The following is a 23,182-nucleotide window of genomic DNA, read 5'->3' as shown; positions in this document are numbered from 1 at the left end:
CAGGGCTGTCGCACATGGCACTTGGCTGACGGCCATACGCGATAGCCTGCCGTCGTAGGGACGTGCCGCCAAAATATCGAAAACAACCCCATGCAAAGTAGCCGGCGGCTACCGGCGTTCGACACGGCACTTGACACGTCGGGCAAATCAGGGACAAAATTCCATTATTCCGAAATCATGCGCAGCACGCTAGAGCAAGCCGACCAGGCGGCGGATATCGGCCGGGCTGGCTCCCTCCGCCCGCAGCTCGCGCAGTCCGGTCGCCCGGGTCGATTTCGACAGCTTTTGGCCGGCGGCGTCCCGGATCAGCGCATGGTGCCGGTAGGCCGGCACGGGCAGGCCAAGCAATTCCTGCAGCAGCCGATGCACGCTGGTCGACCAGAACAGGTCAATGCCCCTGACCACATCGGTGACGCCTTGCAGGGCGTCGTCGATCACGACCGAGAGATGGTAACTGGTTGGGGTCTCCTTGCGCGCCAGGATCACATCGCCCCAGGCCTCCGGCCGGGCCGCCACGTCTGCGGTCTCGCCGGCCGGACCCTCGCCGGCCTCCTGCCAGCGCAGGCCGCCGGTGCGGGTGCATGCTGCCGCCATGTCGAGCCGCAACGCGAACGGCGCGCCCCGCCCGATGAGCCGGTCGCGCTGCTCGGCCGAGAGGGATTTCGCCGTTCCCGGATAGAGCGGCGCCCCGTCCGGATCGCGCGGCCACGCGCCACCGGCCTCGCGTTCCGCGACCAGCCGCGCGATGTCGGCGCGACTCTCGAAGCTCGGATAGACCAGCCGCTCGGCCGACAGGCGGTCGATCGCCGCGCCATAGGCGGCAAAATGCTCCGACTGCCGCCGCACCGGCGTCTCCCAGGCGATGCCGAGCCAGGCCAGGTCCTCATAGATCGCCTGCTCGAATTCCGGACGGCAGCGCGTCGCGTCGATGTCCTCGATCCGCAGCAGGAAGCGTCCGCCCGAATCGCACGCCAGGTCGTGGTTGAGCAGCGCCGAATAGGCATGGCCGAGATGCAGGTAGCCATTCGGACTCGGCGCAAAACGGAAAACGGGTGGCGGCATCAGACCGAGCCGACGCGACGAAACACGCCGGATGCGGAGCCTGACTCCCGCTCCAGGCGCTCGACGACCATTCGGTAGAAGCGTCCCGCTTCCAGCGTCATCTCCTCAGACGCATCCGCTCCGCCCTTTTCGAACGCGTTACGCGCGATTTCGAACTCCGAATCGATGAAGCTCCCAACTGCTTGCGAAAGCGGTGTGGCACCCAGTTCGTGGGTGACCGCTTTACGGGCCATCAGCTGGCGCACCTCGTCCGCCAACTCCGCCGGAGGAGCGCATTCTGCCATCAGCGTCGGGAAATGCATTGGCGCCACGGCGTCGGCCGGATGCATCCGCAGCCAGCGCAACGCCGCAGCCGGCCGGAGTGCATAGAAAATCTTCTTCTGCGGAATGCTGCTCTCGTCGCCGAAATAGACCCTTCGCTGCCTCTCGCCAAGATGCAGGTAATGGCGGCAGATCGCTTCCCGGCTCGCCGCATGCCGCGCAAACTCGAGAAAACTGTCGCGGAACCAGGCCTGCCCGCGATAGACCACGGGAGAGCAAAGCCATTCCACGATGACCGCGTTGCCTTTCAGCAGCAACTGAAGTGCCTTGCGCAAATCCCAGCCATTCGCGTCCAAATCGCCCTCAAGCGGAAGCTCGATCACGTCCCGTACGGTCCAGGGCGTAACATGATCGATGGCGGGACGGACATAAACGAAGCGGCAATCGTAGTCGCTGTCAGGCGACGAAAAGCCCCACGCCCGGCTTCCGCTCTCGACGGCCAGCGGCAAGAAAACGCGGTGTTCATCTGCGATGCGATCGAGCATCGCATCGATTGAGGCAACCTTTCCTGCGTCCATGTCGGCAGGAATGCTTCTCAGGCTCATCGAGTACTTCCGAAACCAATGAATGTTGTCATACTCTGAAATCTCCTGAACCGTCCACAAGGCGTGGTGCCCAAGCGGTGCGTGCACCCGTCTGAGGAAGCCGATCCCGCAATGCTGATCCATCTCGAAACCCAGGCCGACCTCGACGACGCCATCCAGAAACTGGTCGACCAGGATCGACGGCTGCGCCCGATCCTCGAACTGACCGGCATGCCGGCCATCCGGCAGCGCGAGCCGGGGTTTGCGGGGCTTGCCGCGATCATCTGCGGCCAGCAGCTGTCGACCGCGAGTGCTGCCGCGATCTGGGGACGCGTCAGCAAGGCGTTCGACCCGTTCCACCATGATATGATCCGAAAGGCGCGCGCCGATCGGCTCGGACGGCTCGGACTATCGGCGGCCAAGATCAAGACGCTGAAACACATTGCCCGCGAGCTCGCCGAGGAACGGCTGAACCTCGACGTGCTCGCCAACGAGGAGGCCGATGCCGCGCACAACACGCTGACTGCGCTGCCCGGGATCGGCCCGTGGACCGCCGACGTCTATCTGCTGTTCTGCCTCGGCCATGGCGATGCCTGGCCGGCGGGCGACCTCGCGGTGCAGGAAGCGGTCAAGGTCGGGCTCGGGCTGAAGGAGCGGCCGACGCCGAAGCAGATGGCACCGCTTGCCGAGCCGTGGCGCCCGATGCGCGGCGCCGCCGCGCATCTGTGGTGGGCCTATTATCGCGTGCTCAGGAATCGCGAAGGCGTGATCGCCGGCGCAAAGTAAGGCGTAAAAAACACTTGCCGGGTGATCGCGCAATAGATCATGAGTAGACCAATACTTTTTCAATTTGCCGGCGTCGCGCATTGATGATGCCCAGCACATCCTTCCTGCAAGGAGGACGGACCTGGTTTCGCTTCGCACTCCGCTGACGCTTCTCCTGATATCCCTGGGCGCTATCGCCGCGGTGTGGTGGTGGCTGGGCATCCCGGTCGACCTGGTGCGCGCTCCGATCGATCCGAGCGATAAAGTCCAGTGCATCTCCTACGCCCCGTTCCGCAACAATCAGACATCACTTGCTCCCGCGACGCAGGTCACGCCGGAGCAGATCGCGGAGGATCTCGCGCAACTCGCGAAGATATCCAACTGCATCCGCACCTATGCGACCGATCTCGGCCTCGACCAGATCCCCGGGCTTGCAGCAAAGGCGGGGCTGAAAGTCATTCAGGGCATTTTCCTCGATCGGGATCGAAAGAAGAATGCGACGCAGGTCGAAACGGCGATCCGCCTCGCCAAGCAATATCCAGACACGATCATTGCGCTCGTGGTCGGCAACGAGGTTCTGCTGCGCAAGGAAATGTCGGCGTCCGACCTCGCCGCCACGATCCGCTCGATCAAGGCACAGGTCAGCGTTCCCGTCACCTATGCCGACGTCTGGGAGTTCTGGCTGAGCAATCGCGAACTTGCCGACGTCGTCGACTTCATCACGATTCACATCCTGCCATACTGGGAGAATATCCCGATTCCCGCGGAACGTGCCGCAGCTCACGCTGACGACATGCGCCGGCAGATCGCGGCGGTTTTTCCGGGCAAGGAAATCTTTATCGGAGAAGTAGGCTGGCCGAGCGAGGGGCGCATGCGCGAATCCGCGCTGCCGTCACGCGTCAATCAGGCGCGGGTGGTCTCGGAGGTGCTCGACCTTGCCCGACGCGAGCATTTCCGCGTCAACCTGTTCGAGGCCTATGACGAAGGATGGAAGCGCGAGATCGAGGGCACGGTCGGCGGATCCTGGGGCCTGTTCGATTCCGAAGAGCGAACACTGAAGTATCCGGCTGGCCTGCCGATCAGCAATTTTCCGTTCTGGAAGCTGCAGATGTGGAGCGGAATGGCGCTGGCGATCCTGGTGTTCAGCGCGGCCTGGCTGACCTCGCGCCGCAAGCCGAGGGAGCCAAAGGAAGCAAGGCTCGTGTCGTGGCTTGCGGTCGGACTCTCTGCGACCACAGCCGGAATCCTGTTCGGGGTCGCCGCGCAACGACTGGTCTATGAGAGCTACGGCACCGGAGGCTGGCTTGTGTGGGGCTCGCTTCTTGTAGCGGCAACGGCCTCGCCGGTGTTCGGTGCCAACGCCCTGATGTCGGGCCGCGCACCGCCCAGCTTTGCCGAATTGCTGGGTCCGAAGGGCTACCACACTGAATCGATACTGGTGACGATGCACGGATTGGCCTTGATGGTCACCGCCGTGATCGGCACAGCGACAGCACTCGGCCTTATCTTCGACCCGCGCTTCATCGATTTTCCATTCGCGCCCCTCACGATGGCGGCGGTGCCTTTTGCAGCCTTGACGCTGCTCAATCCTCCCGGGAAGGGAAACCGCCCTCTGGCGGAATCGATGTTTGCCGGCATTTTCCTTGCAGCGGCAGTCTACACAGGGCTCAACGAAGGGCCAGAGAACTGGCAGTCGCTGTGGACTTGCGCTGCCTTCATGTTGCTCGCGGTAACGTTATGGCGGGCCCGCGCCTGAAAACACGTTCAAGAGCCCTTTTCCGTTCCGATGGAATCGGAACGGGGCTCTAGAGCGGGATGATTTTTGGTTGAATCGGCTTGCCGCGGGTTCGGTTCACCTCTCCCCGTCGGGGAGAGGTCGGATTGCTCTCGGCGATGCGAAGCATCGTCCGGTGCAATCCGGGTGAGGGCTCTTGCTCTCTCGATAGACCGTAACCCTCACCCGATTTGCTGCGCAAATCGACCTCTCCCAAGGGAGAGGTGAACCTCCGATGCCGATCCAGCTCAACCTAATCTCATCACGCTTTAGGTTTTTGTTTTGACGCGTTTTCTTGACGCGAACCGGTATCCACTTCGCTCGAAAACGCTCTACCCGCGCAGCCTGACGCGGTCCTCGCGCGCGCAATCGGTGACGAAGCCGATGACGGCGCGCACCGAGGGAAGCTCGACCAGATCGGGATGGGCGAGCAGCCAGAGATCGGAGAGGCTCGACAGCTTTTGCGGAGCGACCCGAACCAGATCGGGATAATCCGCCCCGACCAGACAGGACAGCGCGCAAATCCCGAGCCCGGCCCGCGCCGCCGCGAGCATGTCGCCCTGCGAGGAGCAGCGCATCACCAGCGTGCCCTGCCGCGTGATGACATCGCTCCACCGCGCCAGGCGCGCATTCGAGGCCTGGTCGGCAAACCCGATCACGCTGTGCCCCCGCCACTCGTCCTGCCGCTCCGGCAGCTTGCGCCCCGCCGCATATCCGCGTGACGCGTAGAAGCCGGCGCCGAGCCGTCCGATCTTGCGCCCGATCAGGTTCTCGTCCCCGGCATCGACCGGCCGCAGCACCACGTCGGCCTCGCGGCGCCGCACGCTCGCCGGAAACGGATGGGTGATGATCTCGAGCTGGATATTGGCGTGATCGCGCAGGAACGGCCCGAGGCGCGGCATCAGCCAATGCGCCGCCAGCGTGGCGCCGATCGACAGCTTCACGACGCCGCGGGCCTGCTCGCCGGTGGCCGACGCGGCCGCCTCCGCGCGCAGCGCCGCCGCAGCCATCACCTCGGTGTGCTCGCGAAACTTGCGGCCGTGCGCTGTCATCGACAGGCCGTCATTGGATCGGGCGAACAGGCGGGTCCCGAGCTGCTTCTCGAGCGTCGCGACGTTGCGGCCGACGGTGGGATGGCTGATGCGCAGACGCCGCGCCGCGGCGGCGAAGCTGCGCGTCTCGGCCACCGCGACGAAGGTCTTGCAAAGCTCCCAGTCCATGCCACCCGCGCATCTGTTCATTTCTGGCCAATCAGCTGTTCAATATTGAACGTCGTGATGCGGCCGTCCAGCCTTATATTGTCGCGCCAAGGGAGCCTCAGCTCCACCATCACAACAAATCGCGATCCGCCCCGGCACTGGCCGGGCGGCGCGCATGGAGGATCCGAACAATGTCGCTGCCCGCCTCGCTCGCCAACAGACTTGAACTGCCGGTCGTCGGCTCCCCGCTGTTCATCGTCTCGGGGCCCGAGCTCGTGATCGCGCAGTGCAAGGCCGGCATCGTCGGCTCATTCCCGGCACTCAACGCCCGCCCGGTCGAAAAGCTCGACGAATGGCTGACGCAGATCGAGAACGAGCTCGGCGAGCACCAGGCGAAGCATCCGGAGAAGAAGGTCGCGCCCTACGCGGTCAACCAGATCTGCCACGCCTCGAATGACCGGTTGATGCACGACATGGAAACCTGCGTGAAGCACAAGGTGCCCATCATCATCACCTCGCTGCGCCCGCCGTCCGAGATCGTCGAGGCCGCGCATTCCTACGGCGGCGTGGTGTTCCACGACGTCATCAACGTGAAGCACGCCCGCAAGGCCGCCGAGCAGGGCGTCGACGGATTGATCCTGGTCTGCGCCGGCGCGGGCGGCCATGCCGGCACGCTGTCGCCGTTCGCGCTGGTGCGCGAGGTCAAGCAATGGTTCAAGGGCACGATCCTGCTGTCGGGCGCGATCTCCGACGGCTGGAGCATCGCGTCCGCGCTCGCGCTCGGCGCCGACCTCGCCTATGTCGGCACCCGCTTCATCGCAACCGAGGAAGCCAACGCCGACCTCAGGTACAAGCAGGCGCTGACCGAATACGCCGCGCACGATATCGTCTATTCGAACCTGTTCACCGGCGTGCACGGCAACTACCTCGGACCGTCGATCGCGGCCGCCGGCCTTGATCCCGCCAACCTGCCGGTCGCCGACAAAACCAAGATGAATTTCGGCTCCGGCGGCAACACCAAGGCCAAGGCGTGGCGCGACATCTGGGGTTCGGGCCAGGGCATCGGCCAGATCACCGACGCCCCGCCGGTCGCCGAACTGGTGGCGCGGATGAAGGCGGAACTCGCGCAGGCGCGCGACAGCTTCACGACGCGGCTCAGCGCCTGAACGGCAATCCCGGACATATCGCAGGAGCGCAGGATGAAGCGTCCGCTGTCATTGATCCTTCTCGCCCTGCTCGCAACGATGTCCAGCACGGCGCGGGCCGGCGACGGCCCGTGGGGCGCGTTCGAGAAGAACACGCTCAATCCTGGCGAGATGTCGCAGGCGACGCCGGCAGACCTCGGCCTGGCCTTCGAGCGCGTCGCAATACCGAGCCACGATCGCCGGCTCGACGGCTTCCTGGTGCGGGCGGCCGCATCCTGCCAGGCCGCGCCGGCGCTGCTGATCTTTCACGGCCGCGGCGAAACCGTCGCTGACTGGATCGCGGCGCAGAAATTCCTGCACGACAAATGTGTGTCCTCGCTGGTGTTCGACTATTCAGGGCACGGCCGGAGCAGCCCTCCGGGGACGATCGACAACATCAACGAGGACAGCGTCGCGGCTCTCGATGCCTTCTTGAAGCTGTTTCCCGCCGGCGGACGGCGTTGCCTGCTCAGCCACTCGCTCGGCGGCGGTCCATTGCTTTACGCGGCGTACGCATAACGACGCCAAACCGGACTGCATCATCGTTGCAAGTCCGTTCTCGTCGCTGCGCGACATTGCGATTCGGGGCGGCGCGCCCGAGCAGGCCATGCTCAAGCTGCCGGACGTCTGGAACAATGTCGACGCGGCGAGCCATTTGGCGATCCCCCTGCTTTGGGTTCACAGCCGATCGGACAAGACAATCCCTGTCGATCTCGGACAACGGGTCTATGATGCCAAGCCGGGAACGAAGACCTCCAGCGTGATCGACGGATTTGATCACAACGCGATCTACAAGGAGATGCCCGACGCGATCTGGTCACCGATCATCGCGTTTGCGAAGACCAAATGAGCGGCGCGGGCCGGAAACTGGTAAGACCGAACACCGGCCGGGCGATCGCGAGGAAACGGACGGACTATGATCATCAGCGGCGACAGACAGATCAGCTACGGCGACATTCACGCCCGCATTGCGCGGGCGGCGACCGGCTTCCGCGCGCTCGGCGTTCAGGGCGGCAAGCCGGTCGGCATGATGCTGCGCAACGATTTCGCGCTGTTCGAGGTGGTCGCAGCCGCAGCCGCGCTCGGCAGTCCGGTGGTGCCGATCAACTGGCATCTGAAGGCCGACGAGGTCGCCTATATCCTGTCCGACAGCGGCGCCGACACGCTGGTCTGCCACGCCGACCTGCTGCCGCAGATCCGCGACGGGTTGCCGCCGGGGATCAAGCTCCTGGTGGTGACGACGCCGCCGGAGATCGCCGCCGCCTATGGCGTGGCGCCGGAACTCACACGCGTGCCCGATGGCGTCGCCGACTGGGACCAATGGCGCGACACCCATGCGCCGCTGACCGACGCCCCGCTCGGCGCCGCGCCGATGTTCTACACCTCGGGCACGACCGGACTGCCGAAGGGCGTGCGGCGCAAGCCGATGCGTCCCGAGCAGCTGCCGGCGGCGGCCCGCATCGGCGCCATCACCTACGGCGTCAAGCCTGACGAAGATCAGGTGATCCTGATGAACGGGCCGATGTACCATTCGGCCCCGCATTCCTACGGCATGCTCGCGTTCCGCAGTGGCTGCAGCATCGTGCTTGAACCACGCTTCGATCCCGAGGATCTGCTGCAACTGATCGAGCGTCACCGCGTCACCCACATGCATATGGTGCCGACCATGTTCGTGCGGCTGCTGCGCCTGCCGGATGAGACGCGGCGCCGCTACGACCTGTCGTCGCTGCGCTTCATCATCCATGGCGCGGCGCCCTGCCCGGTCGACGTCAAGCGCGCGATGATCGAGTGGTGGGGACCCGTGATCAACGAATATCTGGGCTCGACCGAGACCGGCATCCCGGTCTGGCATTCCTCGGCGGAAGCGCTGGCCAAGCCCGGCACCGTCGGGCGGGCGATCGAGGGCGGCATCGTCAGGATCTTCCGGCCCGACGGCACGCCTTGCGACATCGGCGAGCCCGGCGAGATCTTCATGCGTCAAACCTTGATATCGGACTTCGACTATCATGGTAACGCCAAGGCGCGCGCCGAGGCCGACCGCGAGGGCCTGATCAGCGTCGGCGATGTCGGCTATCTCGACGCCGACGGCTATCTGTTCCTGTGCGACCGCAAGCGCGACATGGTGATCTCGGGCGGCGTCAACATCTATCCGGCCGAGATCGAGAATACCCTGATCGGCATGGCAGGCGTCCGCGACTGCGCGGTATTCGGCGTGCCCGACGACGAATATGGCGAGCGGCTGTTCGCCTGCGTCGAGCCGGAAGCGGGCGGCACGCTGTCGGTCGCGGCGATCCAGGAATTTCTGCGCGGCAAGCTCGCCAATTTCAAGGTGCCGAGGGACATCCGCTTCATGGACGCGCTGCCGCGCGAAGCCACCGGCAAGATCTTCAAGCGCAAGCTGCGCGACCTCTACCGTGAAGGACAGCTTCGCTGAGCGAGATGGCGGTGAAGCCGAACGGCGTTTGAAACTTAGTTGCTGTTGCAAAACGCCGGCAATCGACGCAACGATGCCGGCGCATCCGAAGCCGGGATCATCGCCATGAACGTCACTGACTTCATTGTCATCCGCAACGATCTGCAGCAATGCAAGGTGATCGAGACGCAGCTGCCCGATGCCGCGGCGCTGCCGGCCGACGCGCTGCTGGTGAAGGTGACCCGCTTCGCCTTCACCGCCAACAACATCACCTACGCCGTGATCGGCGAGCAGCTGAAATACTGGCAGCTGTTCCCGGCGCCCGACGGCTACGGCATCATCCCGGTGTGGGGCTTTGGCGAGGTGCTGGCCTCGAAGCATCCCATGATCGCAGCCGGCGAAACGCTGTTCGGCTATTTTCCGATGGCGACCCATCTGGTGATCGAGGCGGCCGATGTCAGCAAGCGCGGCCTGCGCGACGGCGCCGCGCACCGCCAGGAGGTCTCGCCGGTCTACAATGCCTATGCCCGCGTCTCCGGCGATCCGACCTATGCCGGCCGGCAAGGCGATTTCCGCGCGCTGCTGCTGCCGCTGTTCATGCTGTCGTTCCTGGTCGACGACGCCCTCGCCGAGAACGCGTTCTACGGCGCACGCCGCGTCATCCTGTCGTCGGCCTCGAGCAAAACCGCGTTCGGGCTCGCCCATCTCCTGCACAAGCGCGGTATCCGGGTGATCGGGCTGACCTCGAAGGGCAATGTCGATTTCGTCACCTCGCTCGGCTGCTACGACGAGGTCGTCACCTATGACCAGGTCACCGCGATCCCGGCGGTTGAGCCTGTGGCCTATGTCGACATGGCCGGCAACAGCGCATTGCGCGAGACGCTGCACCGGCACTTCGGCGCGCAGATGGTCTATTCCGGCCGGGTCGGGCTCACGCATCGTGCGAGCGAGCCGGACGAGCCGACACTGCCGGGCGCCAAGCCGGTGTGGTTCTTCGCGCCGGACCAGATCCGCAAGCGCGCCAAGGAATGGGGTCCCGGCGGCATCGACCAGCGTTTCGGCGCCGCGTGGACGGACCTCGTGCCGCATCTGCCCAACTGGCTCGATGTCGTCGAACGGCGCGGCCCGGCCGCGGTGCGCGAGGCCTATCTCGATACCCTGCAGGGCCGCGTTCCGCCGGATCAAGGCCTGATCCTGTCGCTGGCCGAATAGGCGATATCCCGTCGCGCCCTTTCTGCGGCCTCGCCAATGGGTATAGGCTTGCGGACAAGGGAACGCCGCCAAGAAACGTCACCAAGGCGGCCGATGACGAGAAACGCTCAATGCTCGACAAGACGGACGATATTTCGGTCGCCGCCGACAATTGGCTTGTGCAGTTCGAGGATGCGCTGGCGGGCCCCGACGATGTGCTGCTGAAGCCGCTGTTCCATCCCGAGAGCTACTGGCGCGACGTGCTGGCGCTGAGCTGGAACATCCAGACCGTCAACCGCGCCTTTGCCATCATCGAGGACCTGCTGGCGCATGCGCGCCGCAGCGCACCACATGATTTCCGCATCGACGCCGAGCGCGCGGCGCCCCGCCGGGTGATGCGCGCCGGCACGAACGCGATCGAGGCGATCTTCAAGTTCGAGACCGCTGTCGGCCGCGGCCACGGCATCGTGCGGCTGATCCCCGACGCCGCCGACGGCGATCGGCTGAAGGCCTGGACGCTGCTGACGGCGCTGGAGGAATTGAAGGGATTCGAGGAGCAGCAGGGACACACAAGGCCGCGTGGACAGGCCCATTCCCGCGACTTCCGCGGTCCCAACTGGCTCGACCGGCGCAAGGCGGCCGCAGAATATGCCGACCGCGACCCAGATGTGCTGGTGGTCGGCGGCGGACAGGCCGGGCTTGCGATCGCCGCGCGGCTGCAACAGCTCAAGATCGACGCGCTGATCGTCGACCGCGAGGCGCGCGTCGGCGATAATTGGCGCAGGCGCTACCATGCGCTGACGCTGCACAACCAGGTGCAGGTCAATCACCTCCCCTACATGCCGTTCCCGCCGAACTGGCCGACCTACATCCCGAAGGACAAGCTCGCCAACTGGTTCGAGTCCTATGTCGATGCCATGAAGCTGAACTTCTGGACCGGCACGGAGTTCGTCGGCGGCAGCTACGACGAGGCAAGGGGACGCTGGACCATCGAACTGCGCCACGCCGACGGCACGATGCGGAAAATGCAGCCGCGCCATGTCGTGATGGCAACCGGCGTCAGCGGCATCCCGAGCGTACCTGATATCCCGTCCCTGAAGACTTTCTCCGGCAAGGTGCTGCATTCGAGCGGCTATGAAGACGGCGAGCACTGGGCCGGCAAGCGGGCGCTGGTGATCGGTACCGGCAACAGCGGCCACGACATCGCTCAGGACCTGCATTCCTCCGGCGCCAACGTCACGCTGGTGCAGCGTTCCTCGACGCTGATCACCAATATCGAGCCGTCGGCGCAGCTTGCCTATGCGGCCTACAATGAAGGCTCGCTCGAGGACAACGACCTGATCGCGACCTCGATGCCGCTCGCGCTCGCCAAGCGCAGCCATGTGCTGATGACCGAGCAGTCGAAGGAGCTCGACAAACCGCTGCTCGACGGCCTCGCCGGCAAGGGCTTCAAGCTCGATTTCGGCGACGGCGGCACCGGCTGGCAGTTCAAGTACCTGACCCGCGGCGGCGGCTACTACTTCAACGTCGGCTGCTCCGATCTCGTCGCGAGCGGCGCGATCGCCCTGAAACAATTTTCCGATATCGAGACTTTCGTGAGCGAAGGCGCGCGGCTGAAGAGCGGAGAAACGGTTGCCGCCGACCTCATCGTGCTCGCGACCGGCTACCGGCCGCAGGAAGAGCTGGTGAAGAGGCTGTTCGGCGAGGCCATGGCCGCGCGCGTCGGTCCGATCTGGGGTTTTGGCGACGGCCAGGAGCTGCGCAACATGTACACCCGCACGCCGCAGCCCGGCCTGTGGTTCATCGCCGGCAGCCTCGCGCAATGCCGCATCAACTCGCGTTATCTTGCGCTGCAAATCAAGGCGATCGAGGAAGGCCTGTTGCCGCGCGATGTCGGGCCGGTGGCGAGAGAGGACTAACTAATGCCAACCATCCTCGGCACCGGCGAGCATCGCTACCGCGTGGTGGAGAATTTTGCAAAACTCCCCGACGGCTGGAGCCTGACGGATGTCGCCTCCGTCGCGGTCGACAGCAAGGACCGCGTCTATGTCTTCAACCGCGGCGACCACCCGATGGTGGTGCTCGACCGCGAGGGAAACTTCATCAGGAGCTGGGGCGAAGGCCTGTTTGCGCGCGCCCATGGCCTGCACATCGACGCCGACGACAATCTCTACTGCACCGACGACGGCGACCACACCGTGCGCAAATGCTCCACCGATGGCAAGGTGCTGCTGACGATCAGCATCCCGAACAAGCCGGCGCCGTTCATGAGCGGCGAGCCGTTTCATCGCTGCACCCACACCGCGCTGTCGCCGAAGGGCGAGATCTATGTCTCCGACGGTTACGGCAACGCCTGCGTCCACAAATACACGCCGGACGGCAAACTGATCAAAACCTGGGGCGAGCCCGGCACCGATCCCGGCCAGTTCAACATCGTGCACAACATCGCAACCGACGCCGACGGCTGGGTCTACGTCGCCGACCGCGAGAACCATCGTGTTCAAGTGTTCGACGGCAACGGCAGATACGAGACGCAGTGGAACAATTTGCACCGGCCCTGCGCGCTGTGCTGCTGCGGCGGCAAGCAGCCGAACTTCGTGATCGGCGAGCTCGGCCCCGGCATGGCTGTGAACCGCAAGGTGCCCAATCTCGGCCCACGGCTGTCGATCGTCGATGGCACCGGCAAGCGCATCGCCCGGCTCGGCGGCGAGCATGGCCCCGGCGTCGAGACCGGCAAATTCCTGGCACCGCACGGCATCGCGCTGGATTCGTGCGGCGACATCTATGTCGGCGAAGTCGGAGTCACCGACTGGAAGACCAGCTTTCCGGACACCGAGATGCCCGCCGCGGTGCGGGTGACGCGCTGCTTGCAGAAGCTGGAGCGGGCGATGGTGTAGTTCTGTCAAAGCCGCCCTTTGTCTTACCCGTCACCCTGAGGAGCGCGCATCGCGCGCGTCTCGAAGGGTCGACGGCCCGGCTGGTGGCCGTGCATCCTTCGAGACGCGCGTGCCGCGCTCCTCAGGATGACGGATCAAATAGCGAGCACCACACGTTGATCACGCCCGCCGCAATCAAATCTCGCCGATCACCTCGCGGCGGCACCGCACGGCATCGCGCTGGATTCGCGCGGCGACATCTATGTCGGCGAAGTCGGAGTCACCGACTGGAAGACCAGCTTTCCGGACACCGAGATGCCCGCCGCGGTGCGGGTGACGCGCTGCTTGCAGAAGCTGGAGCGGGCGATGGTGTAGTTCTGTCAAAGCCGCCCTTTGTCTTACCCGTCACCCTGAGGAGCGCGCATCGCGCGCGTCTCGAAGGGTCGACGCCCGGCTGGTGGCCGTGCATCCTTCGAGACGCGCGTGCCGCGCTCCTCAGGATGACGGATCAAATAGCGAGCACCACACGTTGATCACGCCCGCCGCAATCAAATCTCGCCGATCACCTCGCGGCGGCGCTGCTCGGATTCTTCCGCGTAGCGCCGCATCGCGTGCGCTTCGGTGAGCAGGCCGATCGGCCGCCGGTCGCCGTCGTCCTCGACCACCGCGAGCGATTCCGCTTCGGCGGCGTCGAACACCGCGATCGCCTCCTGCACGTTCATGCCGGGATGCAGCACCACGTCGGCGTAGCGCAGGATGGCGGCAAGCCCCTTGTCGGCCTCGATATCGGGCGCGTGCGCTTCCGCGACCAGCGCGAGCCCGGCATAACGTCCCTCGCCATCGATTGCGACGACCTGGGTCTTCGAACCGGGCGGGAATTCGCCGCGAAACGCCTCGATCGGCATCGCGGCGTTCACCGTCGTCATGTCCTGCCGCATCATCTTGCCGACCGTGAGATCGCGGATCCAGCCGATATCGGCGGCGCTGCGGATGGTCTCGCCGCGCAGATGCAGCCGCCAGGTCGCGAACGAATAGCCGAACAGCTCGCGCGTGATCGTGGTCGAGATGATGACCGCGACCAGCACCGCGGTGGTGAGCCAGAGATCGCCGGTGGATTCCAATGCGATGAACGACATCGTCAGTGGACCACCGATCACCGAGGCCGATAGCGCGCTCATGCCGATCACGGCATAGGCGTTGGGATCGAGATTGAGCCCCGGCCACACGATGTCGACGCCGGCCGCGAACAGCCGGCCGCCGAGCGCGCCCATGAACAGCGTGGCGAAGAACAATCCGCCGCGGAAACCCGAGCCGAGCGACACGATCGAGGCGACCGCCTTCAGCGCGAACACGGCGGCGATGAAGGTGAGCGGCATCGCCACGATGCCGGCAAAGCGCAGCGCGCCATGGCCCGACGACATCACCTGCGGCGTCAGCAGCGCCATGGCGCCGACCGCAAGCCCGCCCAGCGCCGGCCGCAGCGGCGGCCAGAGCCGGGTCTTGGCGAGCAGCGTCTCGCACAGCGCCACGCCGCGCATGATCGCAATCCCGGTCAGGGCCGCAACCACGCCGAGCAGCGCGGCGATCGCTAGATCCCGTCCGAGCACGTCGCCGACGGTTCCGACGCCGACGCCGAGCGGCAGCGGCTCGAAGGCATGGGCGACGAAATAGCCGGTCACCGCCGCTACACCGACCGGGGTCAGGCTCGCCGGCGTATAGCCGCCGATCACAAGTTCGAAAGCGTAGAACGCGCCCGCCAACGGCGCGCTGAAGGCCCCTGCGATCGCCGCCGCCGCGCCGCAGCCGACCATGATTCGCTGGTCGTTGCGGCGGAGATGAAAGCCGCGGCCGAGCGAGGCGGCGAGGCCACTGGACAGCTGGGTGTAGCCGGCCTCGAGCCCGACCGAGCCGCCGACACCGCTCGACCAGATCGTCTGCAGCGCCACGATCACGCTGCCGCGGAACGACATCCGGCCGCCATAAAGCGCGTTGGCCTCGATCGGGTCGATTTCCCGGGCCGGCCGGACCCTGAGCAGCAGCAGGAACGCTACGCCAAGCACCAGTCCGCCAACCGTGGGAACCACGAGGGCGCGCACGGGATCGATGCTGGGCTGGCTCGAGAGCCGATCGCCCAGCGGCAGATTGAACAGCACCGAGTGCAGCACTGTCACGAGGCCGCTCATGACCGCAACCACGAGGCCGCCAATGGCGCCGATCAGCAGTGCCAGCACCACGAGGCTCGTCTCGTGCGCACGCACGAATGCGCGCAACCGGCGCGGCGCCTCGAGATAGCTTGTGGTCGTGGTCATCGGCAGGGTCCGTCACTGGCCGACAGGGCCTTGCGGCTCCCTTTACGGGCCCCGCGGGCGGGAGGCAATCGGGGCAGGAACATGGCAGGGCATGGCGGATAAGCCGCTCATTGCTCTTCACAATCCCGTCACGCTGCCTGTAGTATGTGAGTGCATGCTGCTTCGCAGCTAATGGGAGATCAGGAGCGTTATTTGAACGCACATGTCTCGCAAGGCGGTTGGCCGGTGCTGGTCTTGAATGCGGACTTCCGGCCGCTGAGTTATTACCCGCTGTCGCTCTGGTCCTGGCAGGACGCGATCAAGGCGGTGTTCCTCGATCGTGTCAACATCGTCGAATATTACGACCGGGCGGTACGAAGTCCTTCCTTCGAGATCCAGTTGCCGAGCGTCGTATCCCTCAAATCCTTCGTCAAGCCGACCACCCACCCCGCCTTTACCCGGTTCAACGTTTTCCTTCGCGACCGATTCAGCTGCCAATATTGCCTGTCGGGCGACGACCTCACCTTCGATCACATCATTCCGCGCAGCAAGGGTGGCCAGACCACCTGGGAGAACGTCGTCGCCGCCTGCTCGCCCTGCAATCTGCGCAAAGGCAATCTGACGCCGCAGCAGGCCAAGATGTTTCCGAAGCAGACGCCCTACGCCCCGACGGTGCATCAGCTCCACCGCAACGGCCGGCTTTTCCCGCCGAACTATCTGCATGAGAGCTGGCTCGATTATCTCTACTGGGATACCGAGCTCGATCCGTAAGACGCGCGGCTGCGCGGAGGATATGTGCCGGGCCTCGTCGTGCCCAGCTCCGGCGCTGGCTGTCGCGGCGGGAGGAGTTGCCCGGCCAGGACCACGCCGAGCATTGCGATCGCCGCCATCACGAGCGTCCAGCCGACGTACAGCTGGTGACCGATCAGCGCGCCGCTCAGCAGCGGAGCGCTGATGTTGGCGCCCGACATCAGCGATTGGTTGAGGCCCATGATCATGCCCTGCCGGTTGATCGCGGTGCTGCGCGACAGTTCGGCGGTCAGCGTGCTGCGGGTGAACATCATGCCGACGATGATCAGCGTCAGAAAGGCCGCAAGCAGACTGATCCGCTCTGCGAGCGCCAGTCCGGAAAATCCGATCGCCATGCAGGCAAACGCCGCCAGGACAATGACCCGATCAGACGCGAAGATATTCGCGCGCGTGATCAGGAAACATTGCACGACCATGTTGATGAAGCCGGCATAGGCGAATACGGCGCCGAGTTCGCGGGCGCCGAAGGCATGCCCGTTCCAGCTGAAGCGCGCCGACAGGAACAGACCGATCTGCGACAGGAACATCGAATTCACGAAGAAGAACACGATGAGCAGACCGAGCACGCGCCACGCATAGCGTATCCCGACGATCGTGCGCGCCGGCGTCGGCTCCGGCACCCGCTGCTGGTAGAGCGGCTCTGCGGCCGGATGATCCGGCGACAGCAGAACGATCGTGGCAACGATGCTGATCAGCGACAACGCTGCGGCGGCCCATACCGGCGCGGTGTCGCCGTAGTGGACAAGGAGGCCCGACAGCGCGGGGCCGACCAATAAGCCGGTCCCGATCGCACCGCTGGTCATGCCGAGCGCCTGCTTGCGGGCCTGCGGCGCGCTGTGCTCGGCCGCATAGGCGTGCGCCACCGAGATGTTGCCGGATGTCAGCCCGTCGATGATGCGGGCCAGGAACACAAGCGTCAGATTGCCCGCGATGGCCAGCAAAACGAAGCCGACGCAGGTGCCAATCTGGCTCACGACCAGCACCTTGCGGCGGCCGTAGCGGTCGGAGAGCACGCCGACGATCGGGCCGGCGATCAGCTGGCATAGCGCGTAGACCGAGATCAGCGCCCCAATCACGAATGGTGTCGCGCCCAGCCGCAGCGAATAGAACGGCAGCAACGGCAGGATGATCCCCAATCCCGTCGCATCCACGGCGACGACAATGAAGGTCGGGACCAGCGCCAGGCTGCCGTCGCCGCGAAATTCTTCGCCCGCTCCTGCCGTGGAGCTCGTGCCCATTGCTGCTTGCTCGATCGCTTTTGCGTGATCACCAGGAATGTTCCGGACTATATAGTTGCAGCCTAATAGTTTGTATCCTATCTAATTTGCATGCCTCCTTCGCAATCCCATATCCACGCCGAGATCGGCCGCCTGATCACCAGGCTGGCCCGGATCTGGCGTCGCGAGTCGGATCAGGCGCTGTCCGATCACGGCCTGTCCTACGCGACGGCGATTCCGCTGCTGCTGCTGTCGCGGCAGGGGGAGAACGTCCGCCAGGGCGTACTTGCCGACGAGCTGGGGATCGAGGGGCCGTCGCTGGTGCGGCTGATCGATCTGCTGCAGTCCGAAGGCCTGGTCGAGCGTCGCGAGGACCCGACCGATCGGCGCGCCAAGACGCTGCATCTCACCGCGGCCGGCGAAGCGAAGGTCGAGGAAACCAACCGGGTGCTGCGCCGCGTACGGGCCAGCGTGCTGAAGGATATCGGCAGCGAGGAACTTGCGGTAACTTTCGAAACGCTGCAGCGCATCGAGGCGCGGGCGAGCCGCCTGCAAGACGCCAAGAGCGCTGCAGCCAAGACCGCTACAGCTAAGACCGCTCCAGAGGCGAAATAGTCATGCGCGCGGAAGAGCCGTTCCTGGTCCGCCACGCGGACCTCATCTTCGCGTTGAAGACGTTCGCCGCGTCGATGCTGGCACTTGTCATCGCATTGGCGATCGATCTGCCGCGGCCTTATTGGGCGATGGCGACGGTCTATATCACGTCGCAGCCGCTGGCCGGCGCGACCAGCTCGAAGGCGTTCTTCCGCGTGATCGGCACCCTGGTCGGCGCGACCATGACGGTCGCCCTGGTGCCGAACCTGATCAATGCGCCGGAGCTGCTGTGCCTCGCGATCGCGCTCTGGGTCGGGCTCTGCCTTTATCTGTCGCTGCTCGACGGCACGCCGCGCAGCTATGTCTTCATGCTGGGCGGCTATACCGTCGCGCTGATCGGCTTTCCGTCGGTGGCCGACCCGGGCAGCATCTTCGATGTCGCGCTGGCGCGGGTCGAGGAGATCTCGCTCGGCATCATCTGTGCCAGCCTGGTGTCGACAGTCGTGTTTCCGCGCAGCGTCGCGCCGGCGGTCGGCGGCCGCGTCAGGAACTGGCTGTCGGATGCGCGCCGTCTGTCTCGCGACGTGCTGCTCGATCACGGCACCAGCGAGACGCGCCGGGCCCAACGCCTTCGCCTTGCGACCGACATCGTCGAGATCGATACGCTAATGACCCATGTCGCCTATGACCGGCTGGCCGACGCCGGCACCGTGCGCGGCCTCGGCGAGGTCCGGCTGCGCATGCTGATGCTGTTGCCGATCATCACGTCGATCGAAGACCGGCTTGCCGGGCTCGGCGAAGCGGCATTGCAAAGGCAGCCGGAGTTGCGGCACCTGATCGACGATCTCGCCGCTTGGATCGTGGACGACGATCGGCAGCGGCAATCGGGCGACGAGATCCGCGCTGCGATCGCCGAGCGGCAAACTGCCCTCGACGGCGTCCCGCCGCGGGAGCGCATCATCACCATCAGCCTGCTGCTCCGGCTGCGCGAGCTAGTCGACATCTCGGCCGACTGCCGCGCAATCGGCGATGCGATTGCCGCGGGCCGGGATATCTCCACCGTCCCGCTGGCGTTCCATCCGGAATCGGGGGCCGCGCCGGTCCGTCATCGCGACCACGGCATGGCGCTGTGGTCGGCGGCGGGGGCGGCGGTGGCGATCCTGATCTGCTGCGGGCTGTGGATTGCGACCGGCTGGGCCGACGGCGCCTCGGCGCCGATGATGGCGGCGGTCGCCTGCTCCTTCTTCGCCGCGCAGGACGAGCCGGCGCGCAGCATCCGGGCCTTCGGCCTGTTCTCGCTGGTCGCGATCGTCGTCGTCGCGATCTATCAGTTCGCACTGGTGCCGGGCATCTCCCATGTCGAGGTCCTGATCGCCGCGCTGGCGCCGACCTTCCTGTTGTACGGTTTTCTGATCGCGCGGCCCAAAACTGCACCGATCGGCATGGCGCTCGCCGCCAACACCGCAACGCTGCTGGCGCTGCAATCGACCTACAGCGCCGATTTCGCCAGTTTTGCCAACACGTCGGTCGCCTTCTTCCTCGGCGTCGTCATCGCCGAGATCGTGACGCGGGTCGCGCGCGGCGTCGGCGCCGAATGGATCGCCAAGCGGCTGATGACGTCGGGCTGGCAGACGCTCGCGGTCGCGGCCGAGCGGCGCGGCCACGGCGACCGCGCGCAGTTTGCCGGCCTGATGCTGCATCGGCTCGGCCTCTTGGTGCAGCGCATCGCCTTCATCTCCGAAAGCGACCGCCGCGATGCCGACAGCCTGGTCCAGCTCCGGATCGGGCTCAACATCATCGACCTCAGGCGGGCCCGTTACGGCCTCGCCGCATCGACCGTGCGTGCCATCGACGACATGCTGGACGACCTCGCTGCGGCGTTTCGCGCCCATGCGGACGAGGCGTTGCCGGCCGAGTTGCTGTCGCGCGTCGATGCGGCGCTGACCGCGGTCGTCAAGGATCCCAATGAGCGCGCGCGGGACGATGCATTGCTCGGCCTCGTCGGCATCCGCCGCGGCCTGTTTCCGGATGCACCTGCGTATCGATCGCAGCCCGAGGAGAGCTTTGCTGCATGAGATATGAACTCGACATCTATGGTGTCCTGGTCCCGGCGCTGCTGCTGTGGCTGATCGTTGCCTATGCGTTGAGCGCGGGGATCAGCCGGATCATGCAGCGCTTCGGGCTCTACCGGCTGGTCTGGCATCGCGCGCTGTTCAATTTCGCCCTGTACGTATGCCTGCTGGGCATCGTCGTCTATCTTTCGGAGTTTCTGCCATGAAGGGGAATTTCACCTGGCTCGGCCGGGTTGCGCTGACCGCGATCGCGCTCGTCGCCGCGCTCGCCGTCGGCCGCGCGCTCTGGGTCTACTACATGGAGTCGCCATGGACTCGCGACGGCAGGGTCCGCGCCGACGTGGTGCAGGTTGCTCCCGACGTCTCCGGCTTCGTCACCGACGTGCTGGTCAAGGACAATCAGCAAGTGCATCGCGGCGATATCCTGTTCCGGATCGACCGCGCCCGCTTTGCTCTCGCGTTGCGGCAGGCCGACGCTGCGGTCGCCGGCCACCGCGCGACGCTGGATCAGGCCGACGCCGACCTCAAACGCTACAGCGCGCTGACCACCGATGCGGTGTCGCAGCAGAAGCAGGAGCAGGTCCTGGCCACGCAGCTTCAGGCCAAGGCCGCCTATGACCAGTCGGTCGCCGATCGCGCCGTCGCGCAGCTCAACCTCGATCGCAGCGAAGTGCATGCATCGGTGAATGGCACCATCACCAACATGGACCTGCGGCCCGGCGCCTACGTCACTGCGGGCAAGGGCGTGATGGCGCTGGTCGACACCGATACGCTGCATGTCGAGGGCTATTTCGAGGAGACCAAGCTCGCGCGCATTCGCGTCGGCGACAAGGCGCAGGTCCCGCTGATGGGCGAGCCGGTTCGGCTCACCGGACATGTCGAGAGCATTGCAGCCGGCATTGCGGACCGCGACCGCACGGACGGCGCGAACCTGCTCGCAAACGTCAATCCGACATTCAGCTGGGTCCGGTTGGCGCAGCGCGTTCCCGTGCGCATCACGCTGGATCAGCTGCCGGACCGCATCGCACTGGTCGCAGGCCGTTCGGCCACGGTCGAGATCATGGACTAACCGGCCGGACCGGCAGCATTCATCGCGACGGCATCAAGCCGGTTCGCCCGTCCTTCATCTACGTCGGAAGTGCTCGCTTATTGCACGCCGTAGCGGGTGAAGTCGTTGCCGATGCTGCCCTGGATCGCCTTGGCCGCCGAGATGTCGACGTTGCCGCCGGCCTTGTCGCCCTGTTTCAGCTTCGCCAGCCCGCGTCCATAGAGTGCGCTTGCGAGCTTCGGATCGATGCGGAGCGCGGAGCTATAGTCGTCGATCGCTGCGCCAAGCTTGCCGGTCTTCAGGTAGATCAGGCCGCGCGAGTCGTAGGTCGCGGCATTGGGCGCCCCCGCTTGCAGGGCCTTGTTGCAGTCTTGCAGCGCCTCCTGCAACGCGCCGAGGATGGCGCGGCTCCAGCAGCGTCCGTTCCACACGCCGTCGAGGTTCGGCTCGAGGCGAATGGCCTGATCGTAATCCTGCACCGCGCGGGCATATTCATTCTTCTTCAGGTAGGCACCGGCGCGGTTGGCAAAGGCTTCGCCGTAATTCGGGTTGAGCTTGATAGCCTGATCGAACGCGTCGGTCGCGCGATCGTATTCGCGCTTCCTGAAGTAGGCTACGCCGCGGTTGTTGAACGGCTTGGTGTAGGTTGGATTGAGCTCGATGGATCGATCAAAATCCCCGATGGCGCGGTCATAGTCTTCCTTGGCGGCGTAGGCGTTGCCGCGGTTGTTGTAGGCGATCGCAAGGCCGGCCGGCGTCATGTCCTGCCCCGCATCGATCAGCGCCGTGCAGGCACCGATGCGCGCGTCGGCCAGCGCGTGATCGAGGCCGCTGCACAGCTCGATGTTCCGCAGATAGTTGCTCTTTTGCTTCGGGTTCTGCGCGACCGCCGGCAATGCGAGCAACAGCAGGATGAACAGCGCGGCCAGGCCGCCACTCCCCCCGGATCCTGCACGAGGCTTCATGTCGGGCTCCGGTTTTGACGACGCCGCGTCGCTGGTTTCCATGAGTGGCCGCTCAAGGCCGACGCCCTGCTCGCCTAGCACCCTCGACAAATATTCGGATTGAACCTGTGGTAGGTGTTTTGCTCGGGCTGCGGCGCCACGCGTGTCGCGGGCTTCCTGAGAAGCTTGCTCTTGCCCTCTTCCACGAGCGTCGCGAACCTGACCGTTCCATCGTCGGATATTTCGATGCGTGGCGTGGTGCCTCTAATTCCCATCGTCGCCGCGGGCGTGTCGATCTTCATGTCACCGGTCTTCGCGACATTGCCGGCAACGAAGGTGAACGTTCCATTGGCCAGCTTGAACAAGGTCGAATTCGACTTGCCGTTCGGATCGTATACAAACTCGGTCAGGGTCATCTTGGCGTTGCTCGACAGATTGAACGAGGTGCCATCGGTGAAGTTGATCCCGACGCGTCCATCGGCTCCGGTCTGCACGACGTCGCCCATATAGACGAGGTCGCCGACCTTCGTCTGAGGCCGTTGATCAGATAGCGCAGCCTGAACCACGACCGCACTCGGATGCTCGATCGTGACCGCGCCGGTTGCCACGACCACCCTCCCGATCAGCTTCGCTGACGAGTCCTGGACCGCGGGTTGAGCCGGTTCGGTTTGCGCCAGCACCGGACCGGACGTCAGTGCTGCGAGCGTGAAAACGGTGCCGACGAGCAATTGAACAATAAAATGGATGCGCACGATCCCCTCCCTCGAGAAGATATTGTCGTGTCGCGGCTCGATGGTGATGTGGACCGTCGGGCCGAGACCGCAGGACCTTGAGTGCCAAGTTGCAACAGACAGGCCTAAACGCCTGCCGTAGTTCGACTAAAAATTAATAGGTGGACAA

Annotated in this window: 21 protein-coding genes; 14 read left to right on the top strand and 7 right to left on the bottom strand. The window is 65.2% G+C overall.

Features of this window, described 5'->3' with window-relative positions:
• Positions 1-189: 189 nt before the first annotated feature.
• Positions 190-1,062: a tRNA glutamyl-Q(34) synthetase GluQRS gene (gene gluQRS / locus ACE10Z_RS06430; RefSeq protein WP_375787192.1), complete on the bottom strand. Its 873-nt coding sequence runs from the start codon at positions 1,060-1,062 to the stop codon at positions 190-192.
• Entirely contained in the window at positions 1,062-2,051 is a 990-nt protein-coding gene (locus ACE10Z_RS06425; protein WP_375787191.1) for a DNA polymerase beta superfamily protein, read from the bottom strand. The genes gluQRS and ACE10Z_RS06425 overlap by 1 nt, the downstream gene beginning before the upstream one ends.
• Between ACE10Z_RS06425 and ACE10Z_RS06420 the strand changes: the two genes are divergently transcribed.
• The gene (locus ACE10Z_RS06420) at positions 2,040-2,693 is read left to right on the top strand and encodes a DNA-3-methyladenine glycosylase family protein (RefSeq protein ID WP_375787190.1); all 654 of its coding nucleotides are present in this window, start codon (positions 2,040-2,042) and stop codon (positions 2,691-2,693) included. The two genes, ACE10Z_RS06425 and ACE10Z_RS06420, sit on opposite strands and share 12 nt — an antisense overlap.
• Positions 2,694-2,856: 163 nt before the next feature.
• Positions 2,857-4,428 (top strand): glycosyl hydrolase family 17 protein, encoded by a 1,572-nt coding sequence (locus ACE10Z_RS06415; RefSeq protein WP_375789761.1) that lies wholly within the window; start codon positions 2,857-2,859, stop codon positions 4,426-4,428.
• 350 nt (positions 4,429-4,778) lie between these two features.
• On the opposite strand, the gene ACE10Z_RS06410 is transcribed toward ACE10Z_RS06415, so the two are convergent.
• Entirely contained in the window at positions 4,779-5,666 is an 888-nt protein-coding gene (locus ACE10Z_RS06410) for a LysR family transcriptional regulator (RefSeq protein WP_375787189.1), read from the bottom strand.
• Between the two features lie 170 nt (positions 5,667-5,836).
• Between ACE10Z_RS06410 and ACE10Z_RS06405 the strand changes: the two genes are divergently transcribed.
• From ACE10Z_RS06405 to ACE10Z_RS06375, 7 genes are all read left to right on the top strand, one after another.
• The gene (locus ACE10Z_RS06405; RefSeq protein ID WP_375787188.1) at positions 5,837-6,811 is read left to right on the top strand and encodes an NAD(P)H-dependent flavin oxidoreductase; all 975 of its coding nucleotides are present in this window, start codon (positions 5,837-5,839) and stop codon (positions 6,809-6,811) included.
• A 33-nt stretch (positions 6,812-6,844) separates the two neighbouring features.
• Complete coding sequence (locus ACE10Z_RS06400) at positions 6,845-7,348, top strand: alpha/beta fold hydrolase (protein ID WP_375787187.1); 504 nt, start codon at positions 6,845-6,847, stop codon at positions 7,346-7,348.
• 88 nt (positions 7,349-7,436) lie between these two features.
• On the top strand, positions 7,437-7,679 hold the full coding sequence (locus ACE10Z_RS06395; protein WP_375787186.1) for a hypothetical protein: 243 nt from the start codon (positions 7,437-7,439) through the stop codon (positions 7,677-7,679).
• Between the two features lie 66 nt (positions 7,680-7,745).
• Positions 7,746-9,263 carry an acyl-CoA synthetase gene (locus ACE10Z_RS06390; protein ID WP_375787185.1) on the top strand — a complete coding sequence of 506 codons (1,518 nt, stop codon included), beginning with the start codon at positions 7,746-7,748 and terminating at the stop codon, positions 9,261-9,263.
• Positions 9,264-9,368: 105 nt separating this feature from the next.
• A complete protein-coding gene (locus ACE10Z_RS06385) occupies positions 9,369-10,454 on the top strand; it encodes a DUF2855 family protein (protein ID WP_375787184.1) in 1,086 nt (361 codons plus the stop codon).
• Between the two features lie 110 nt (positions 10,455-10,564).
• Positions 10,565-12,352: a flavin-containing monooxygenase gene (locus ACE10Z_RS06380; protein ID WP_375787183.1), complete on the top strand. Its 1,788-nt coding sequence runs from the start codon at positions 10,565-10,567 to the stop codon at positions 12,350-12,352.
• Positions 12,353-12,355: 3 nt separating this feature from the next.
• Positions 12,356-13,330 (top strand): peptidyl-alpha-hydroxyglycine alpha-amidating lyase family protein, encoded by a 975-nt coding sequence (locus tag ACE10Z_RS06375; RefSeq protein WP_375787182.1) that lies wholly within the window; start codon positions 12,356-12,358, stop codon positions 13,328-13,330.
• A 527-nt stretch (positions 13,331-13,857) separates the two neighbouring features.
• On the opposite strand, the gene ACE10Z_RS06370 is transcribed toward ACE10Z_RS06375, so the two are convergent.
• Complete coding sequence (locus ACE10Z_RS06370) at positions 13,858-15,618, bottom strand: chloride channel protein (protein WP_375787181.1); 1,761 nt, start codon at positions 15,616-15,618, stop codon at positions 13,858-13,860.
• 192 nt (positions 15,619-15,810) lie between these two features.
• Here ACE10Z_RS06370 and ACE10Z_RS06365 point away from each other — a divergent pair, with 192 nt between their 5' ends.
• Positions 15,811-16,368, top strand: coding sequence for an HNH endonuclease (locus ACE10Z_RS06365; RefSeq protein WP_016845270.1), 558 nt, complete (start codon positions 15,811-15,813; stop codon positions 16,366-16,368).
• On the opposite strand, the gene ACE10Z_RS06360 is transcribed toward ACE10Z_RS06365, so the two are convergent.
• Positions 16,341-17,645, bottom strand: a complete 1,305-nt coding sequence (locus ACE10Z_RS06360; protein WP_375787180.1) for an MFS transporter — start codon at positions 17,643-17,645, stop codon at positions 16,341-16,343. The two genes, ACE10Z_RS06365 and ACE10Z_RS06360, sit on opposite strands and share 28 nt — an antisense overlap.
• 90 nt (positions 17,646-17,735) lie before the next feature.
• Here ACE10Z_RS06360 and ACE10Z_RS06355 point away from each other — a divergent pair, with 90 nt between their 5' ends.
• The 4 genes from ACE10Z_RS06355 to ACE10Z_RS06340 are packed head-to-tail and all read left to right on the top strand — an operon-like array spanning position 17,736 to position 21,359.
• Positions 17,736-18,239, top strand: a complete 504-nt coding sequence (locus ACE10Z_RS06355) for a MarR family winged helix-turn-helix transcriptional regulator (RefSeq protein ID WP_375787179.1) — start codon at positions 17,736-17,738, stop codon at positions 18,237-18,239.
• A gap of 2 nt (positions 18,240-18,241) precedes the next feature.
• A complete protein-coding gene (locus ACE10Z_RS06350) occupies positions 18,242-20,293 on the top strand; it encodes an FUSC family protein (protein WP_375787178.1) in 2,052 nt (683 codons plus the stop codon).
• The gene (locus ACE10Z_RS06345; protein WP_207833444.1) at positions 20,290-20,496 is read left to right on the top strand and encodes a DUF1656 domain-containing protein; all 207 of its coding nucleotides are present in this window, start codon (positions 20,290-20,292) and stop codon (positions 20,494-20,496) included. Before ACE10Z_RS06350 ends, ACE10Z_RS06345 begins: the two co-directional genes overlap by 4 nt.
• The gene (locus tag ACE10Z_RS06340) at positions 20,493-21,359 is read left to right on the top strand and encodes an efflux RND transporter periplasmic adaptor subunit (protein WP_375787177.1); all 867 of its coding nucleotides are present in this window, start codon (positions 20,493-20,495) and stop codon (positions 21,357-21,359) included. Before ACE10Z_RS06345 ends, ACE10Z_RS06340 begins: the two co-directional genes overlap by 4 nt.
• A 77-nt stretch (positions 21,360-21,436) precedes the next feature.
• Here ACE10Z_RS06340 and ACE10Z_RS06335 read toward each other — a convergent pair whose 3' ends face one another.
• Both ACE10Z_RS06335 and ACE10Z_RS06330 read right to left on the bottom strand, forming a co-directional pair.
• Complete coding sequence (locus ACE10Z_RS06335) at positions 21,437-22,303, bottom strand: tetratricopeptide repeat protein (RefSeq protein ID WP_375787176.1); 867 nt, start codon at positions 22,301-22,303, stop codon at positions 21,437-21,439.
• A 74-nt stretch (positions 22,304-22,377) separates the two neighbouring features.
• Entirely contained in the window at positions 22,378-23,034 is a 657-nt protein-coding gene (locus ACE10Z_RS06330) for a FecR domain-containing protein (RefSeq protein ID WP_375787175.1), read from the bottom strand.
• Positions 23,035-23,182 lie beyond the last annotated feature (148 nt).

This window comes from Bradyrhizobium sp. Pha-3, from assembly GCF_042258615.1.
Lineage (GTDB): Bacteria > Pseudomonadota > Alphaproteobacteria > Rhizobiales > Xanthobacteraceae > Bradyrhizobium.
Note: the sequence above shows the minus strand (reverse complement) of the source record. Positions and strands in the feature narration are given on the sequence as shown.

Excerpts from the sequence above, each read along its gene's own strand:
- ACE10Z_RS06360 (WP_375787180.1), bottom strand. The coding sequence starts at position 17,645 with ATGGGCACGAGCTCCACGGCAGGAGCGGGCGAAGAATTTCGCGGCGAC.
- ACE10Z_RS06400 (WP_375787187.1), top strand. The coding sequence starts at position 6,845 with ATGAAGCGTCCGCTGTCATTGATCCTTCTCGCCCTGCTCGCAACGATG.
- ACE10Z_RS06375 (WP_375787182.1), top strand. The coding sequence starts at position 12,356 with ATGCCAACCATCCTCGGCACCGGCGAGCATCGCTACCGCGTGGTGGAG.
- ACE10Z_RS06380 (WP_375787183.1), top strand. The coding sequence starts at position 10,565 with ATGCTCGACAAGACGGACGATATTTCGGTCGCCGCCGACAATTGGCTT.
- ACE10Z_RS06420 (WP_375787190.1), top strand. The coding sequence starts at position 2,040 with ATGCTGATCCATCTCGAAACCCAGGCCGACCTCGACGACGCCATCCAG.
- ACE10Z_RS06425 (WP_375787191.1), bottom strand. The coding sequence starts at position 2,051 with ATGGATCAGCATTGCGGGATCGGCTTCCTCAGACGGGTGCACGCACCG.
- ACE10Z_RS06390 (WP_375787185.1), top strand. The coding sequence starts at position 7,746 with ATGATCATCAGCGGCGACAGACAGATCAGCTACGGCGACATTCACGCC.
- ACE10Z_RS06410 (WP_375787189.1), bottom strand. The coding sequence starts at position 5,666 with ATGGACTGGGAGCTTTGCAAGACCTTCGTCGCGGTGGCCGAGACGCGC.
- ACE10Z_RS06355 (WP_375787179.1), top strand. The coding sequence starts at position 17,736 with ATGCCTCCTTCGCAATCCCATATCCACGCCGAGATCGGCCGCCTGATC.
- ACE10Z_RS06395 (WP_375787186.1), top strand. The coding sequence starts at position 7,437 with ATGCTCAAGCTGCCGGACGTCTGGAACAATGTCGACGCGGCGAGCCAT.
- ACE10Z_RS06370 (WP_375787181.1), bottom strand. The coding sequence starts at position 15,618 with ATGACCACGACCACAAGCTATCTCGAGGCGCCGCGCCGGTTGCGCGCA.
- ACE10Z_RS06350 (WP_375787178.1), top strand. The coding sequence starts at position 18,242 with ATGCGCGCGGAAGAGCCGTTCCTGGTCCGCCACGCGGACCTCATCTTC.
- ACE10Z_RS06340 (WP_375787177.1), top strand. The coding sequence starts at position 20,493 with ATGAAGGGGAATTTCACCTGGCTCGGCCGGGTTGCGCTGACCGCGATC.
- gluQRS (WP_375787192.1), bottom strand. The coding sequence starts at position 1,062 with ATGCCGCCACCCGTTTTCCGTTTTGCGCCGAGTCCGAATGGCTACCTG.
- ACE10Z_RS06345 (WP_207833444.1), top strand. The coding sequence starts at position 20,290 with ATGAGATATGAACTCGACATCTATGGTGTCCTGGTCCCGGCGCTGCTG.
- ACE10Z_RS06385 (WP_375787184.1), top strand. The coding sequence starts at position 9,369 with ATGAACGTCACTGACTTCATTGTCATCCGCAACGATCTGCAGCAATGC.
- ACE10Z_RS06405 (WP_375787188.1), top strand. The coding sequence starts at position 5,837 with ATGTCGCTGCCCGCCTCGCTCGCCAACAGACTTGAACTGCCGGTCGTC.
- ACE10Z_RS06335 (WP_375787176.1), bottom strand. The coding sequence starts at position 22,303 with ATGAAGCCTCGTGCAGGATCCGGGGGGAGTGGCGGCCTGGCCGCGCTG.